The organism is Actinomadura sp. 3N508 (assembly GCF_044326375.1).
Classification (GTDB): Bacteria; Actinomycetota; Actinomycetes; order Streptosporangiales; family Streptosporangiaceae; genus Spirillospora.
This window is the reverse complement of the sequence record NZ_JBIRAX010000005.1, coordinates 328,084-343,371: the sequence shown is the minus strand read 5'-3', so window position 1 is coordinate 343,371 and position 15,288 is coordinate 328,084. Positions and strand designations below refer to the sequence as shown.

The window sequence follows — 15,288 nt, the reverse complement described above, 5'->3', positions numbered from 1 at the left end:
AGAACACCGGATCGGCCCAAGGTGGCCATGATCGCGCGGCGCGGCCCGGTCACCTTCCCCGCCGGCGCGGCCCGCAGATGCGCGATCTTCATCGTGGACATCAAGGACTTCACCGCCGAGGACCGCGACGACCTGGTGCAGCTCGGCCTGCGACGGTTCCTCTACGGCCTGCTGTCACGCTCCTTCAACTCGGCGGGCATTCCCTGGCGGCTGTGCGTGCGGGAAGACCGCGGCGACGGCGTCTTCGTGGTGCTGCCGGTGCCGGTGCCGGCTTCAGCGCTCGTCCCGTCCCTGGTGGCCCGCCTCGTTGCGGGACTGCGCGATCACAACCGGTCGGCCCTGCCTCGTGACGGGGTCAGGCTGCGCGCCGCCCTGCACTTCGGCGTCGTCCACCGTGACCTGTACGGCATGGCGGGCAGCTCGGTGAACCAAGCCTTTCGGCTGGTCGACTCCGATGCCGTCCGGGAGGCGCTCGACTCCTCGGCGGCGGACCTCGCGCTCGTCGTCTCCGAGGAGGCGTACCGCGAGCTGTACCGGACCGGCGTCCCGTTCCGCCCCGTGATCGCGGAGACGAAGAAGACCGAGCTGTCCGCCTGGCTCTGGACCGGCGCCGATTAACGCGAAACCAACAAATGCTGATCTGGAGTGAGGGCCGCAAACTACCGCGAAGTGCACTATGTTCGGGCGGCGCCTAACACGATCGGCTCGGAAGAAGGCATCGCCTACACGCCGAAGAACTCCAACATCGGCGGCACCGCAGTGGTGGACAACGTGATGAGGCAGGCAAGGGAGGCCTCTTTGACTCGACCACGAAAGTCGCTTACAGCGAGTTGCTCATTCCGTGAGCGGATCAGGTGGGCACCTCGTTCACGACCGCTTTCTGGGTCGGTTTCAGGGGGTGCAGCGGGTGAGTCTTGCGACCGTGTCGTCCAGTGCTTGGACCTGCGAGGTCTCGCCGGCGTAGGCGTGAACGAGCGTCAGAAACTCCTGTAGGCCGTCGGGGAATTCCAGGCACGTGCGGACGATCGAATGGACGTCCAGGTGTGGCTGGGGTCGGCGTGGAATGCGGATCGCGATGTCCTTGCGCAGGGCGTCCACGATCTGCTGGCGGCCTTCGCTTGTCGTCAGCAGCGGAATGTCCATGAGGCGATCCACGATCTCGAAGAGGGCGGGAAGACCGTTGCTTTCCGCCTTTTCCGATCGTGCGTCGATACTGGGGCCGGGCGGCTCGGCCTCGCTGACCGGGTGCGGGTCCACCCGCGCGGGCGCTGCTGTGGCGCTCCCCGTAGGTGCGGGCGGTTGCGTGGTGCGCACGCAGAGCCAAGCGGTGGTGTTGGTCTCCTTGACGCGTACATCGATCGGCCGGAACTCCGTGGGGTCGATGGCGCCGCGGCTCTCGCGGATCACCTCGCCGTAGAACTTGTCGGACGCGAGGATCCCCAGGACGGCCGGCACGGCGGCGAGCTCCTCCTTGAAGGATGGCGCGTCGAGGAGCCGGTTGACGTGGTTGACGGTGGTGCCGACGATGCCGTTGTCGTCCGATTCGAGCGGCCCGCTGTGCAGCGCGATCCGCAGGCGCATCCGGGCGTGTTCGGCGGCGAGCTCGTTGTGTCTGCGCAGAAGACCGCGCAAGTGATCGGGCAGCGGGTGGACGAGACCCGCCGCGTCGTACGACGGCGGCAGCACGACGATGACGCCGTCGCCGCGGTCCTCCCGGTAGCAGCCGTCGAGCGGCATGCCCGACGCCTCGAATCCGCTCCTGAGGCTCTCGTAGAGGACTGTCCGCAAATGGCTTTGAGTGCGGTCCGCACGTTGCCCGAAACTGATGATGTCGCAGACGAAGATCGTGCAATGGCCGGTCGGGGTCCAGTCGCTCCCCGCATCGCCGAAGCCGTTCCGCATGACCGCTGCTGCCCCCTGAACGGTTGGATTGCTCCCAACTGTGCACGCATGGTGCTCGCTCGGCAAGTGGTATGCCGATCGACAGCGGCCGGACGGTTGTTTTTGCGGTCGCGTGTAAATCCATTGTGTCCGACGACGCAGACCCACCTGGCGGATGGGGCCTAGATTGACCGGCGTAACGGCCTTGGGCGGAAGGCGGTAACGGCGCATGGCGGACGACGAGACGAGGTCACCGGCCTTGGTGCCGAAGACGGCGATGTCGCGAGGGCACGCACCGGATCTGGTCCGTGCGGAGCAGACGACCGCCGAGATCGTCGCGATGCTCTTGGACGTATCAGATCTGCGGGAGCCGGCCGGCCGTTCCATCGTCGTCCATTACATCGGTGAGCACGTGCAGGCACCGCTGCTGCTGCCGGATCTGCCGCAGCCGAGATATTTCCTCTACAACCTCGTGCTCGCCTGCCGGGAGATACCCGACGGGCTCCAGTTGCTGGTCCGCGCGGTGGAGTTCGTGGCCGGCCCGACCACCGCAGTCGCGCGTCTGAAGCGCATGCTGAGCCCGGTCCGCGCCCACCTGGAGCCGGTCGCCGAGAGCCAGATCGAGGATCTGCTGACCGGCCTGCGGGTGCCGTCCATCACCCGGCTCTACATGGCCGCCACCGGAAACAGCATCGCCACCGTTCCGTTCCGTCTCACCGACGCCTGGGACGCGTTCTCGGCGCTTCTCGACCACAACACGGCGCCCGGGAAACCGTCGCCGCACCTGATATTCGTCGCGATGCTGCTGCAGACCATGCAGACACAGCAGTCCGCGGACAGCAGCGGTACCGAGCAGGCATGGCGGCTCAAAAAACTGCGCGACTGGATGACCCTGCACATAGAGCAGCTGCGTGCCGGGGGCCATGACGCCCAGGCCGATTATCTCGACCGAATGCGGGACCGTTCCGGGGCGCTCGCGGCGGGCGCCGACAAGCCGATCTACCTCATCATCCAGCTCGAACCGCTCCCGGATCTCGTCGAGGGCGAGGTCACGTGCCGGCTTTCGCACTGGCGGCAGATACATCCGCTCGAATGGCGTCCCGAGCCCGGTGAGGACCGGGTGGTGCCGCTGAGTGCCGTGCCCGAGCAGGTCGGCGCCCTGATCCACGAGGCCGAGCGCAGCTGGGCCTACGAACTCGACGACTCGCTGGTGCTGGAGTTCGTGCTGCCGCTGGACATGATCAATCTTGATGTGGACCAGTGGACGCGCGACGCACCGGAGACACCGGACCCGCCACCGCTGGGCGCGGAGTACGAGGTCCTCGTCCGGAGTCAGGAAAGGCTGCGCGCGCTCGGTTTGCATCGCGCGTGGCGTCGCCGATGGCAGGTGCTCGTCGACGCCATCGACGGCATCACATATTGGGCGACCGCAGAGGAAATCGGTCATCCGCGTCCGATGGGCGATCAGCTGCTGAGCAACCGCGAGATCGTCGCGTGCGTGCTGAGCTGTCCGCCCGACCGCGAGCCCGGTCGCAGCGAACTCTGGAAGGCGCTGCGCGCGGGGGTGCCCGTGGTGCTCTGGCACCGGGCGGACGGGCTGGCGACGGAAATTCGGGAGGCAGTGCGGCAGATCGTTGACCGTCCCGACATCAGGGCCCTGCCCACCGACATCATGCGGCTTCGCGGAAACGCGCCGCCGGCCGATGACCATAATGCTCGGTCCGCTTTGGAGGTAACCCTCCTATGGGATGACCCGAATCACTTCTTGGACGACGCCCGTGCCTTGCGCGCACCGGCATCACGGACAGGACAGTCGATGTGATCAGTGCGAAGAGCCATCTAACTCGGGCAAGACCTTGCGATGTGGCACGCCGGAGGGGATCCTCGACTTAAGGTGGCTTTCACGGGTGCTGCCCGAGATCGGCCATCCCGCAAAACCCAGAAGCCACACCAGAAGGGGACATCGTCGATGGCCGCTGACGTGCCGCCCGAGGTCCCTGGGCCCCGCGACGCTCCCACCGGTCCGGCGCGCGCTTCCGCGGACGATCGTGCCGCGTGGTGGATCTATCGCGGCAACGGCCGTCCCCTGCCGGAGGGCAGGACCGCGGCGGCGCTGCCGCCGCCGCCCCCGTGGCGCGCCTTCGACGGCGGGCCGCCGCTGCCGCCTCCACCCGGCGACGAGCAAGACCTGATCCGCAGGCTCGGTCCCGTCAGCGCCCGGCCGCCCCGCATCGCCGACCCGGCTGAGGTCGACGCGGTCAACGCGGCGCTGTTCCTGCGGCGACCGCTTCTGGTCACCGGCCAGCCAGGTGTCGGGAAGTCGACCCTCGCATACAGGATCTCCCGCGAGTTAGGGCTCGGGCGGGTGCTGCGCTGGCCCATCGGCAGCCGGAGCACCCTGCGCAGCGGGCTCTACGAATACGACGCGATCGGCAGAGCGCAGGACGCGGCGACGGCCCGCAGGATGCCCGCCGGCCAGGCCGGAGATCTACCAGAAGCGCCGGCCTCCGACGATTCGAGCGTCGCCGCCCTGACCGACGCCGGATTGGGGCACTACCTTCGGCTCGGCCCTTTGGGAACCGCGCTTTTACCTTATGAACTGCCCCGCGTACTCCTCATCGATGAACTCGATAAAAGCGATATAGACCTGCCGAACGACCTCCTCCATGTATTCGAGGAGGGTGAATACGGAATCACCGAGCTTTACCGCGTCAGTGCTCGCGAACCCGTGGTCAGGGTGCACACCGCCGACCCGGAGGGCATGGCCGACATCACGCGGGGAAGAGTGCGGTGCCGGGCGTTTCCCGTGGTCATCATCACCAGCAACGGCGAGCGGGAGTTCCCGCCCGCGTTCCTGCGCCGGTGCTTGCAATTCACCATGAAAGAGCCCGACGAGAGCCGGCTCGTCGACATGGTGACGGCACACTTCACCGAACGGTCGGATGACCCCACCCGGCGGCTGGTCCGCAGTTTTCTGGAGCATCGCTCAAGCCAGCGAGGGCTCGCCGCGGACCAGTTACTCAACGCCGTCTACCTCGCGACCTCCGGCGCGCGAGATTCGAACACAGGCTGGGAACGACTTCTGGACCTCATCTGGCAACGGTTGGAAGTGGCGGCCCCTGAGTGAGCGACCGGATCGGAGACGCAGCGGAGCGCGGCGAGGGACGTCCCGGCGCCCCCGCGAGTCTTCCCGTATGGCACCAGCTCTCCGACGCCGTCTGGCTGGCGGCGCAGATGAACGCCGCGGAACGCGAGGCCGGTAACGCCGTCCGGCGGCCTCCTCGGACCGGGGCCCGGCCGCCCACCGGTGAGTCCCCCGGTGCCGATCGCGCCAGGTCTCCGGGAGGCGACGACCGCGACGAGGCCGACCGGGACGAGGCTTCGCGCGGCTCATCCTCCCGCGCGCGGTCAGGGGCGCCGTCCACCGCGGGCGGGACCTCACCGGCGGCGCATTCCCGGTTCTCCCGAGCCGGCGGCCCGCTGGACCCGCTGCCCCGCCGGGCGCTGCAGCGGAACGGGCACGCCGTACCGGTCCCCTACCTCCTCTCCGGACGGAGCGACCCGTTCGCCGGGGTACGGCCGCTGGCCGACCGCCGCCTCCTTGAACGGGCGCTACGCCCTTTCAAGCGGGCGGTCGCGTCCCGCCGGGGGGAGGTCGAACTGGATGACGAGGCGACCGCGATCCGCGCGGCCCAGGACGGGCTCTGGCTACCCCAGACACGCCCCGTCCCGGAGCGGTGGCTCGATCTCGATGTCGTCGTGGACAACGGACGACTCGCCGCGCTCAACCGGCCGACGACCGGCCGGTTCATCGACTGCCTCGAATCCGTCGGCGCCTTCCGGGTCGTCCGCACGCACCTCCTCGACACCGACACCGGCGAGGACGGGACGCTGGAGCTGCGCGCCTCGGGGCCGATGGCGGCCGCACGAGCGGCCACGGGGCTCAGCCACCAGGGGTGCCATGGCCGGCAGCTCATCTTCGTCCTGACGGACGGGATCGGGGACGCCTGGCACTCGGGAGCCGCCCAGCGGCTGCTGGCCCGATGGGGCCGGGACACGCCGATCGTGCTGATCAATCTGCTCGCCCGGCGCCAGTGGCGGCGCACGGGCCTCCTCACCCGGCCCGCCAAGCTGTACACGGCGGGGCCGGCCATCGCCAACCACCTCTACCGCGTGCGCTACCCCGCGGCGCCGTTCGGCGGCGACCCCGAGATCGCGGCGCGACGTGCGGAGCGTTCGCACGTCCACGTGCCCGTGATCGAGCTGGATCCCGGTCAGCTCGCCGGCTGGGCGGGGTTCGCGGCGGCGCGCCGCAGTGACTGGTACGGCGCCGTGGCCGTCTGCGGCGCCGCTCCGGAACCCGCTCTGGCACCGGATCCGGCGGACGGCGACGACATCCTGTCCGAGGCGTCCGCGCCCGAGATCGTCCGGCGGTTCCGGGCCGCGGTCAGCCCGACCGTCTACGCGCTGGCGGTGCATCTGGCCGCGGCGCCGTTGAACACGCCCGTCATGCGGCTCGTCCAGCGGACGATGCTCCCGGAATCGCGGCCCTCGGACCTCGTCGAGCTGGTCGGCAGCGGCCTGCTGCATCGGCTCGGACCGGAGCCCGGGCAGGCGGCCGACGCGCGGGACGAGGTCGTCTACGACTTCACACCCGGGGTCCGGGACGAGCTTCTCGCCGGAGGGCGCCGTTCCGACACGACCCGGGTGGTGATCACGGTGGCCCGGCATCTGGGCGACCGCATCGCCGGGCTGCATGATCTGGCGCGGTTGGTCACCGCGCCGGAGCAGGGCGAAATACCCGAATTGACCGCCGAACTGGCGCCATTCGCCGTTCCGGTCGTCCACGTTTTCAAGGCGCTCGCGGGCCCCTATCTTCGTCCGGCCAGAGAGCTGGACGCCAAATTGCACGGCAAGCTTGGGCACGATTCTACAAAAAGGCCGGATAGAGTACGGGATGCGGGAAGGACCGGTTCCATGCAATCGCTGGACATCACCGATCTCGACAGGCTCACCGGACCCGAAGACCTTGTCAAGGCCCCCCACCTTGGAGTCGGTGTGATAGTTCGGGATATTCCGGAAAAAAACGGACGCAAGGCGAACGAGCCGCCGCCCGTCTGGGGTAACGTACCTCCCCAGAACATCAACTTCACCGGACGCGAAGAACTGCTGGAGCAGTTGCATGAGCGTCTTTCACTGGGAACGACCGCGGCGGTCCTCCCCCAGGCACTTCATGGGATGGGCGGGGTCGGCAAATCCCAGATAGCGATCGAGTACGTCTACCGCCATATGGCCGAATACGACGTGATCTGGTGGATCAGATCAGAACGGTCCGGTCAGATCCAGCAGGACCTCGCCGAACTGGCCGCCGAGCTCGACCTGCCGGTCAGCCAGGAGGTCAACGTCGCGGTGCCGGCCGTCCGCGAGGCGCTGCGTCTCGGCCGCCCCTACCGCAACTGGCTGCTGGTCTTCGACAATGCCGAGGAACTGCAGGACGTCCAGGGCTTCTTTCCGACGAACGGCCCGGGCAAGATCCTCATCACCTCCCGCAACCAGGACTGGACGAAGGTGGCGAACTCCCTGGAGGTCGACGTCTTCGCCCGGGAGGAGAGCAAGGCGCTGCTCCGCCTGCGGGGTCCCGAGCTCGCCGACGACGAGGCGGACGAACTCGCCGATGTGCTCGGCGACCTTCCGCTGGCGATCGCCCAGGCCGGAGTCTGGCTCGCCGAGACGGGCATGCCGGTCGACGAGTACCTGCAGCTCTTCCGGGAGAAGCACGAGAAGGCCGCCGAGCTGCTCGCGGACACCGCACTCGTGGCCAACGAGCTGCCGGTCGCCGCGGCCTGGAACGTCTCGCTGGACCGGCTGCGGACGAGCGACCCGGCGGCGCTGCAGCTGCTCCAGGTCTGTGCGTTCTTCGCGCCGGAACCCATCTCGCTGGGGATGCTGTCCGGCGCGCGCAACGTCGACGGCCCCACCGAGCTGGTGGAAGCGCTGGGAGATCCGGTCAGGAGGGGACGCGCGATCCGCGCGATCCACCGGTATGCGCTGGCCAGGATCAGCCACAAGCACAACACCATCATGTTGCACAGGCTCGTGCAGCGTGTCCTCGTCGGGCAGATCCCCGCCGGGGAGGCGGAAGAGCTCCGGCGGTGCGGTTACCAGCTGATGGCCAACTTCGACCCGCGCGACCCCACCGTGCCGGACAACTGGCGGCGGTACGCGGATCTGCTGCCGCACGTCCACTACTCGGGGATCATCGGCTTCGACGATCCCTGGACGCGCCGGCTCGTCCTCAACGAGATCGACTTCCTCTTCCAGTGGGGGGACCACCGGGGCTTCCTCGAACTGGCCGAGACCGCGGTCAAGACGTGGTCGGAATCGCTGGGCGAGAGCAATGAGCAGACCCAGGAGGCCATGCTCCACCTCGGCCGTGCGCTCCGCCTGCAGGGACGGTTCGAGGAGGCGTACGCCAATCACGTGCGTGTTCGCGATCTGCGTGCGGAAGAGCACGGTGTCGACGATGAACGCACGATCGAGGCGCAACGCTTCGTGACGGCCGACCTGCGTTACATGGGTGAGTTCAAGCGCGCTCTCGAATACGACAAGCGATCCTTCGAGACACTGCGCCGCATGTACGGCGAGGACGACCCGATCACGCTGCAGCAGGCACATCTTTACGCCATCAGCCTCCGGCTCAACGGTGAGTTCCGGTCGGCGCGCGATCTCGACCGGCAGACCTACCGGCACCTGCTGAACGTTTTCGGCGAGAATCACACCCGGACCCTGTCGTCCCTGGCGGCAATCGCCGTTGACGAGATGGAGATGGGCAACTTCGATGAGGCGAGAGAACTCACGCGGCAGAACGCGCAGCGGCTGGAGACCGTCTTCGGCAGCAGCTTCGCAGGACTTGCCGAGAGCCTGACGGCATTCTCCGTCATGGAGCGCAAGGCCGGTGAGCACGAACGGGCGCTCGACCTCTCGACCGAGGCGCTCGAACGCTACAACGAGCAGTTCGGGGAATACAATCCCGGCTCAATCTCCGCCGCACTGAACCACGCCGTGAACCTGCGCCAGGTCGGCAGGCTGGCCGACTCGATAGAGCTCGCACGCGTGACGGCGCAGAACTTCCTGCAAATGTTCGGCCCTGATCATCCCAACACACCGACCGCGAACATCAACCTCGCGGTCGCCCTCCGGCTGAACGGGCAACTGGAAGAGGCCAAGAAACTGGACGAGACGGCGTTGGACGTCCTGACCCGCGTGCTCGGCCTTGATCATCCGCGCAGCATCGTCTGTGCGATCAACCTGGCCAGCGACGGCTACGCGATCGGCAATTTCCAGGAGGCCATGGAGAGGGACAGGGGAACGCTGGAGCGTGCGCGCCGCGTCCTTGGCGATGAACACCCCACCACCCTCGCCTGCATGTTCAACCTGGGGCTCGATCTGCGCGCCCTGGGCGAGGAAGAAGAAGCCGATGAACTGACGACGCGGACCATCGACGGCATGCGCAGAGTGCACGGCCCTCAACACCCCGCCACCACTGCCGCACGGGAGGGTATCCGCGCGGACTGTGACATCTATCCGATTCCGGTCTGAGCCGAACCGAGCGGCAAGGACGGCCGCCTTCCGGGCGCCCCGCTCTGACTAGGACTTGTTTCATTGAAGGTCAACTTGGGTAAGTTTCGATCTCGATGTAGCGTCCCGTTGCAGGCGTCAGGACCGTAATTTCCGGACCTGGACACGACTATGTCCCCCACGTATAGTAGGGAGACAAATTGTGCGCCTGCACGAGTCGTTTTATCATTGGCAATTATCGGCGATCACATGAGCGTCGCGGGAATCTGCCGATCCGGCCGCCAAGGGATCGGGCTCGCGGACAGCGCCGTCCTCTCACCGAAACCCACGCGATGCTCCCGAGGACGGAAGAGGCGATGGGCGGTCAAGGAGACTGGGACAAGGCTTCATGGCGCAAGAGCAGGAGATCTGGCACGGACGGGGGGTGCGTCTCCCTTGCCACTTCTGCCTCGCGCGGAGCCGTCCGGGATAGCAAGAATCCGTGCCGGACGACCATCGTCCTCCCCAAAGCCGTCTTGCGCAGGATGTTAGAGGAGATCAAGAGCGGGGCCTTCGACCTGCGGTGATGCGGTCCGGCTCGGCACCTGTTGGAGGCGCGGGGGCCGCCGGTGCCGCGCACCGCGCGATCCGCGCCTCCACTCCTGTCCGCTTAGCCGTCGAACGCCTCGGCCTTGACCGCGCCGATGAACGCGCGCCAGGAGTCCATGGACAGCGAGAGCAGCGGGCCCTCTGGGTCCTTGGAGTCCCGGATGGCGCGAGTGGTGCCGATCGAGGCCACCTCCACGCACACCGCGAGGTCAGGGTCGCTGCTCCGGCTGCTCTTCCTCCAGACAGGCGTGGACGAGCTGGGATGACTCATATCTGAATGCTCCTTATAAAGAATTCGGCGCCACCGGGATGACCGTTGAGTCATGCCGGTGACGCATGGCGGGGCTTAACCTATCGCATGGAGCATGCCTTGGCCGTTATTCCCCGCGTGCCACTGCCGGCGCCCGTCGCAGATAGTCCTGCTCAAGCATGAGGCAACCATTGCCCGATACGGAGTAAAAAGCGCAGAGAGTCCGATGAAGTGAAATTTTCTCCAGCGGAAACGGCCTGATACTCACGTGTTCTAGGAGCTGGTGGCTCCGCATGCCTTTCTCGGGCGCCGCCGCCGTACCTATCTCCGGCTTCCCGAACTGATGGGCGCGGGCGGGGTGAGTCGATCGGGTCAACCGGTCCGGGGGCTTCGTGTGCGCTCTGGGGGGTCGACGCGCTCGGTCGGGGCGGGCTGAGGGTGTGCGTGTTTTCGGCCGGGGAGCCACCATGCGGCCGGGCCGAGCAGGCTCATCACTGCCGGTACGAGCATCATCCGGATCACCGTGGCGTCCACCACGACCGCCACCGCCAGGCCGATGCCGACCATCTTCACCAGCGGGTTGTCGATCGCCGCGAAGCTGAGGAACACCACGGCCATGATCGCCGCGGCGGAGGTGATGACCCGGCCGGTCGCGGCGAGTCCGGTGACGACGCCGCGGAAGGCGTCGCCGCTCTCCAGGTAGTCCTCCCGCACCTTGGACATGAGGAAGACCTCGTAGTCCATGGACAGCCCGAAGAGCACGGCGAAGAGGAACATGGGCACCACGGACATGATCGGCACCGGTTCGGCGATGCCCAGTAGCGACAGCCCCCAGCCCCACTGGAACACCGCGACGATCACGCCATAGGCGGCGCCGATGGACAGCAGGGTGAGGACGGCGGCCTTCACCGGCACGAGGATCGACCGGAACATCAGCAACAGCAGCAGGAACGACACCACGACGATGCCGCCGACGACCCAGGGCAGCCGGGCCGCGACGCGGTCGGCCGTGTCGATCATCGTCGCCGTCAGGCCGCCGACGTAGCCGCGCGCGCCGGTGCCCGCGAGAGCACGGGGCAGGACGTCGGCGCGCAGCCGGTGGACGAGTTCGGTGGTCTTCGCGTCCTGCGGTGCCGTGGCCGGCACGGCGGTGAGCAGGGCGATCCGGCCGTCCTGGCTCAGCTGCGGCGGGGTCACGCGCGCGACGCCGGCGGCCCCGCCCATCGCGGCGGCCGCCCGGTCCGCCGCCGTGCGGTCGCCGCGGGGCAGTTCGACGGCCACCAGCATCTGGCCGTTGTAGCCGACCCCGAACGATGCGGCGATGAGGTCGTAGGCCCGGCGCTGTGTCGTCGACGGGGGCTGGACCCGGTCGTCGGGCATGCCGAGCCGGAGTGCCAGGAGGGGCGCGGTCAGCACGAGGAGCAGCACGGTCACGCCGATCGCGTAGGGCCAGCGCAGCCTGCGGACGTGCTCGCCCCAGCGGAGCCACCCGTCGCGGGAGGCGCCGCGCCGCCGCAGCCGGAGGCCGTCGATCCGGGTGCCGACGACGCCGAGCAGGGCGGGCAGCAGGGTGAGCGCGGCCAGCACCATGACCGCGACGACCAGCGCGGAGGCCAGGCCCATGGCGCCGACGAACGGGATGCCCGCCAGGTACAGGCCGAGGATGGCGACCATGACCGCGCCGCCCGCGAACAGCACCGCCTTGCCGGACGTCGCGGCGGCCATGGCGACCGCGTCGAGCACGTCCGTCCCGTCTTCGATGTGCTGCCGGTAGCGGGTGACCATGAACAATGCGTAGTCGACGCCCGCGCCCAGGCCGAGCATCACGGCGACGATGGGGGCGGCGCTCGGGATGTTCACGGCCGCGCCGGCGAGCAGCACCAGCGCGGAACCGGTGCCGAGTCCGACCAGTGCGGTGGCGATCGGCAGTCCCGCGGCGACCACGGACCCGAAGGCCAGCAGCAGGACCAGGCCGGCCGCCACCAGGCCGACGATCTCGGCCGGCCCGGTCTCGGGCCGGCTGGCCTGGTCGACCACCCAGCCGCGGAACTCGACCTGGACGCCCGCGGCGCGGACCGGCGCGGCGGCCGCCTGCAGCCGGTCCAGCGCCTTGACACCGAGCTCGCCGGTCGGTCCGCTGTACTGCACGGAGGCCAGGGCGGTCCGGCCGTCCGCACTGACCATGCCGGTCCGCACCGGGTCGACCGCGGAGGTCACGTGGGGCTGGCGGCCGACCTCGCCCAGCATCGCGGCGATGGCGGCGGCCGGCCGCGCGTCCCGCACCGAGCCGGAGCCGGCGTGGAACACGACGTCCGCGCTGACCTCGCCGGCCGAGCTGAAATGCGCGCGGGTGAGGTCGAGCGCGCGTTGCGAGTCGGCGCCCGGTACCCCGAAGTCGTCCACGAACGCTCCGCCGGCGAGCTGACCGCCGCCGAACAGGCCCGCGAACAGCGCCAGCCAGAGACCGATCACCAGGAAACGCCGACGAGCCGAGAACCGGCCGACTCGGGCGAGGACCGTCGACATGCCGCCAGAAAATCACACCTGGTGCATATTCGCAACGAGGGCAGATTGGCTTGGCCCCCTAGGATGGTTCCGTGGTGGAGAACGTTGGCCTGCGCGAACGCAAGAAGCGCCGCACCCGCCGCGCGCTGATCGATGCGGCACTGGAGCTGTTCGCCGACCGTGGTTACGACGAGACCACGATCACCGAGATCACGGCCGCCGCCGACGTGAGCAGGCGGACCTTCTTCGCCTACTTCAGAAGCAAGGACGACCTGCTGTTCGCCGACGCCGACGAGCGGCTGGAGGCCCTGCACGCGAGTTTCGCCGAGACGGTGCCGGGAGAGCGGCCGTTCGAGGCGCTGCGCCGCATCACGCTGGACACCCTCCCCCAGGCCGCCGACGAGATCCTCGGACGGCACCGCGACGCGCGCCTCCAGGTGCTGATGACACGTCCCGAGCTGCGCGCCCGCTGCGTGCAGCGGATGCTCGACGCGGAACGGCAGATGGCCGCCGGGCTGCACGCGGCGTTCCCCGACGAGCTCAGCGAGCACCAGGCGGTCGCCGTGACCGGAGCGATCATCGCCGTCGCGATGCGCACCATGGAGGATCCCGGCGCGACCCACGACCGGCTGCGAGCCAACCTGCTGTGGACGCTGGGCCTGCTCAAGGGGGCCATGGAGTCCTACGACCGGCCCCCGGCCTGATCGCGACACCGTCCGCCGGCACCCGCCCCGGTCAGACGGCCCTGACGTACTGGCGGACCGCGAACGGCACGGCGACCACCAGGATGCCGGCGCACCACGCCAGCGCGGCCCACACGTGCGAGGCCGTCGGCCCGCCCAGCATCAGCGCGCGCACGGCCTCGGTAACGACCGACACCGGCTGGTTCTCGGCGAACACCCGCAGCCCGTCCGGCATCGCGTCGACCGGGACGAACGCCGACGAGGCGAACACCAGCAGCGCCATCACCGGCAGCGACGCCGCCTGCGCCGTCTCCGCGTCCCCGACCGCGAGACCGACGATCGCGAAGATCCAGGAGCAGACGAACCCGAACAGCAGCACCAGCAGCATCCCGGCGACGAACAACCCGATGTTGGTGTGGATCCGGAACCCGACGGCGATGCCGACCACGGCCATGAGCACCGCGACGAACACGTTCCGGGCCAGGTCGGCGAAGGTACGGCCGGCGAGGACCGCGGAGCGGGACATCGGCAGCGACCGGCAGCGTTCCAGCAGGCCGGCGCGGAGGTCGACGGCCAGCCCGGTCGCGGTGTTCATCGCGCCGAACACCACGGTCTGCACGAAGATCCCCGGCACGAGGAAGTCGACGTACGGGTAGGGCAGGAACCGGTCGGACACGACGCCGCCCCACGCGTACCGGAACAGCAGGAGCAGCACGACCGGCTGGATCGTCGAGTACAGCAGCAGCTGCGGCACCCGGCGGTAGGTGATGAGGTTCCGCCCGCACAGGACCGCGGCGTCCCGGGCCGCGCTCACCGGGACGCTCCGGTGACGGTCAGGAACACGTCGTCCAGGCTCGGGTCGCGCACCGACAGCGCGGCGGGTGAGAGGCCCTGCCCGTCCAGCCTCGGCAGCACGTCCATGAGCAGCCGCACGCCGTCCCTGGTGGTGATGCGCAACCGGGGCCCGTCCCGTTCCGGGTGCGCGCCGGCGAGAGTGCGCGCTGCCTCGGCCGCCGAGTCCTCGTCCGGGAAGCCGAGCTCGATCACCGTGCCGCCCAGCTGGGCCTTGAGCGCGGCGGGCGTGTCGTCGGCGACCACCCGGCCGTCGTCGATCACCACGATCCGGTCCGCGAGCCGGTCCGCCTCCTCCAGGTACTGCGTGGTGAGCAGCACGGTGACGCCGTCGGCCACCAGTTCGCGGACCATCGCCCACAGGTCCTCGCGGCTGTCGAGGTCGAGGCCCGTGGTGGGCTCGTCGAGGAAGATCACCGGTGGCCGGTGCACGAGCGAGGCCGCCACGTCCAGCCGCCGCCGGGTGCCGCCGGACCAGGTGCCCACGGGCCGCCCGGCGACCTCCGCGAGGTGGAAGCGGTCGAGCAGCTCGTCCGCGCGGGTGCGGGCCCCCTTCCAGGGGAGCTGCGCCAGCCTGCCGATGAGCCGGAGGTTCTCCGCCCCGGTCAGGTTCGGGTCGACGGCGGCCGACTGCCCGGCGAGACCGATCAGCCGCCGGACGTCCGCCGCGTCCCGTGCCACGTCCCGGCCGGCGACCCGCGCCCGGCCGGCGTCCGGGCGTAAGACGGTCGCCAGCACCCGGACGATCGTGGTCTTGCCCGCGCCGTTGCGGCCGAGCAGGCCGAGCACGCTTCCCCTGGCGACGGCGAAATCCACGCCCGCCACCGCCGTTACCGCGCCGAACCTCTTCACCAGTCCTTCGACGAGAATGGCTGTCTCCACCAAAGTCACCTTTCTCCGGGGACGCTGGAGCCGATCGGGCCTTCCATCGAATATCACAGCGCCGGCGAA

The 15,288-nt window shown here is 69.0% G+C and carries 11 protein-coding genes; 6 read left to right on the top strand and 5 right to left on the bottom strand.

Annotated elements, in window-relative coordinates; translation table 11 throughout:
* The first annotated feature begins 27 nt into the window (after positions 1-27).
* Entirely contained in the window at positions 28-618 is a 591-nt protein-coding gene (locus ACH34S_RS20280; protein WP_395954251.1) for a hypothetical protein, read from the top strand.
* 273 nt (positions 619-891) lie between these two features.
* Here ACH34S_RS20280 and ACH34S_RS20275 read toward each other — a convergent pair whose 3' ends face one another.
* Positions 892-1,968, bottom strand: coding sequence for a hypothetical protein (locus ACH34S_RS20275; protein WP_395954250.1), 1,077 nt, complete (start codon positions 1,966-1,968; stop codon positions 892-894).
* 142 nt (positions 1,969-2,110) lie between these two features.
* Here ACH34S_RS20275 and ACH34S_RS20270 point away from each other — a divergent pair, with 142 nt between their 5' ends.
* The 4 genes from ACH34S_RS20270 (at position 2,111) to ACH34S_RS20255 (ending at position 10,025) form a co-directional block, all read left to right on the top strand.
* Complete coding sequence (locus ACH34S_RS20270) at positions 2,111-3,703, top strand: hypothetical protein (protein ID WP_395954249.1); 1,593 nt, start codon at positions 2,111-2,113, stop codon at positions 3,701-3,703.
* 147 nt (positions 3,704-3,850) lie between these two features.
* Positions 3,851-5,008 carry an AAA family ATPase gene (locus ACH34S_RS20265; RefSeq protein ID WP_395954248.1) on the top strand — a complete coding sequence of 386 codons (1,158 nt, stop codon included), beginning with the start codon at positions 3,851-3,853 and terminating at the stop codon, positions 5,006-5,008.
* The gene (gene fxsT, locus ACH34S_RS20260) at positions 5,005-9,480 is read left to right on the top strand and encodes an FxSxx-COOH system tetratricopeptide repeat protein (protein ID WP_395954247.1); all 4,476 of its coding nucleotides are present in this window, start codon (positions 5,005-5,007) and stop codon (positions 9,478-9,480) included. The genes ACH34S_RS20265 and fxsT overlap by 4 nt, the downstream gene beginning before the upstream one ends.
* A gap of 311 nt (positions 9,481-9,791) precedes the next feature.
* On the top strand, positions 9,792-10,025 hold the full coding sequence (locus ACH34S_RS20255) for a DUF397 domain-containing protein (RefSeq protein ID WP_395954246.1): 234 nt from the start codon (positions 9,792-9,794) through the stop codon (positions 10,023-10,025).
* Positions 10,026-10,108: 83 nt separating this feature from the next.
* On the opposite strand, the gene ACH34S_RS20250 is transcribed toward ACH34S_RS20255, so the two are convergent.
* Positions 10,109-10,318, bottom strand: coding sequence for a DUF397 domain-containing protein (locus tag ACH34S_RS20250; RefSeq protein ID WP_395954245.1), 210 nt, complete (start codon positions 10,316-10,318; stop codon positions 10,109-10,111).
* 351 nt (positions 10,319-10,669) lie between these two features.
* Positions 10,670-12,823, bottom strand: coding sequence for an MMPL family transporter (locus ACH34S_RS20245; RefSeq protein WP_395954244.1), 2,154 nt, complete (start codon positions 12,821-12,823; stop codon positions 10,670-10,672).
* Between the two features lie 71 nt (positions 12,824-12,894).
* Here ACH34S_RS20245 and ACH34S_RS20240 point away from each other — a divergent pair, with 71 nt between their 5' ends.
* The gene (locus ACH34S_RS20240; protein ID WP_395954243.1) at positions 12,895-13,506 is read left to right on the top strand and encodes a TetR/AcrR family transcriptional regulator; all 612 of its coding nucleotides are present in this window, start codon (positions 12,895-12,897) and stop codon (positions 13,504-13,506) included.
* Between the two features lie 31 nt (positions 13,507-13,537).
* On the opposite strand, the gene ACH34S_RS20235 is transcribed toward ACH34S_RS20240, so the two are convergent.
* Both ACH34S_RS20235 and ACH34S_RS20230 read right to left on the bottom strand, forming a co-directional pair.
* Positions 13,538-14,299: an ABC transporter permease gene (locus ACH34S_RS20235; protein ID WP_395954242.1), complete on the bottom strand. Its 762-nt coding sequence runs from the start codon at positions 14,297-14,299 to the stop codon at positions 13,538-13,540.
* Entirely contained in the window at positions 14,296-15,219 is a 924-nt protein-coding gene (locus tag ACH34S_RS20230) for an ATP-binding cassette domain-containing protein (protein ID WP_395954241.1), read from the bottom strand. The genes ACH34S_RS20235 and ACH34S_RS20230 overlap by 4 nt, the downstream gene beginning before the upstream one ends.
* Positions 15,220-15,288: the final 69 nt, after the last annotated feature.

Coding starts and splice junctions, on each gene's coding strand:
- ACH34S_RS20280 (WP_395954251.1), top strand. CDS start 28: ATGATCGCGCGGCGCGGCCCGGTCACCTTCCCCGCCGGCGCGGCCCGC.
- ACH34S_RS20270 (WP_395954249.1), top strand. CDS start 2,111: ATGGCGGACGACGAGACGAGGTCACCGGCCTTGGTGCCGAAGACGGCG.
- ACH34S_RS20265 (WP_395954248.1), top strand. CDS start 3,851: ATGGCCGCTGACGTGCCGCCCGAGGTCCCTGGGCCCCGCGACGCTCCC.
- ACH34S_RS20255 (WP_395954246.1), top strand. CDS start 9,792: ATGCTCCCGAGGACGGAAGAGGCGATGGGCGGTCAAGGAGACTGGGAC.
- ACH34S_RS20250 (WP_395954245.1), bottom strand. CDS start 10,318: ATGAGTCATCCCAGCTCGTCCACGCCTGTCTGGAGGAAGAGCAGCCGG.
- ACH34S_RS20245 (WP_395954244.1), bottom strand. CDS start 12,823: ATGTCGACGGTCCTCGCCCGAGTCGGCCGGTTCTCGGCTCGTCGGCGT.